At 36.5% G+C, this 684-nt stretch carries 1 protein-coding gene; it reads left to right on the plus strand.

Annotated features, from left to right (window positions below; translation table 11 throughout):
• Positions 1-441 (plus strand): sigma-70 family RNA polymerase sigma factor (locus HT671_RS07930; RefSeq protein WP_172923115.1); only part of this gene is annotated, 441 nt, incomplete at its 5' end.
• Positions 442-684 lie beyond the last annotated feature (243 nt).

Genomic DNA, 684 nt, shown 5'->3' on the forward strand with positions numbered 1-684 from the left:
TATAAGTGTAGAAATGAATATTACCTTCATTTATGGGAATTGTCGGATTGGGATCAAGAGGGAATGATATGTCTACATGAATTGATTAGTAGAGAAGAAGAGCTGGCAGAAGATATTCCTCGTTTACGTAAATACTTCAAAACAAAATTCCGGAATCGAATTTTAGATTATCTTCGTAAGCAAGAAAGCCACAAACGAAGATATAATAAAGAACCATATGAAGAAGTAGGTGAGATTAGTCATCGTATAAGTGAGGGAGGTCTGTGGATAGATGACTATTATCTCTTTTATGAAACACTAAGAGATTATAGAAACAAACAAAGTAAAGAGAAACAAGAAGAGCTAGAACGCATTTTAAGAAATGAACGATTCCGAGGGCGTCAAAGAGTGTTAAGAGACTTACGTATTGTGTTTAAAGAGTTTGACATCCGTAGCCGGTAAGAAGCAATGCAAAAAAATGAAAAAAATAGGAAAAGGTGTGTCAATCGAAAGTGATGATGCCCCAAAAAATGGTGAGATTGAGGGCAATTATTTTGCTTTCATTTGACACGAGGAACCCTTGAAGCTGTTTTTTCAGCTAAACCAAGGCTAGTCTTAGCCTTGGCTCTCCAGCCTCACAGCTCCAAGCCTCTTATCAAATGAAATGCTTGTCTTAGACTCCTTATTTTCTCTCTCCTAAATGTA

Source organism: Streptococcus sp. 2741 (assembly GCF_013276315.1).
Classification (GTDB): Bacteria; Bacillota; Bacilli; order Lactobacillales; family Streptococcaceae; genus Streptococcus; species Streptococcus pseudopneumoniae.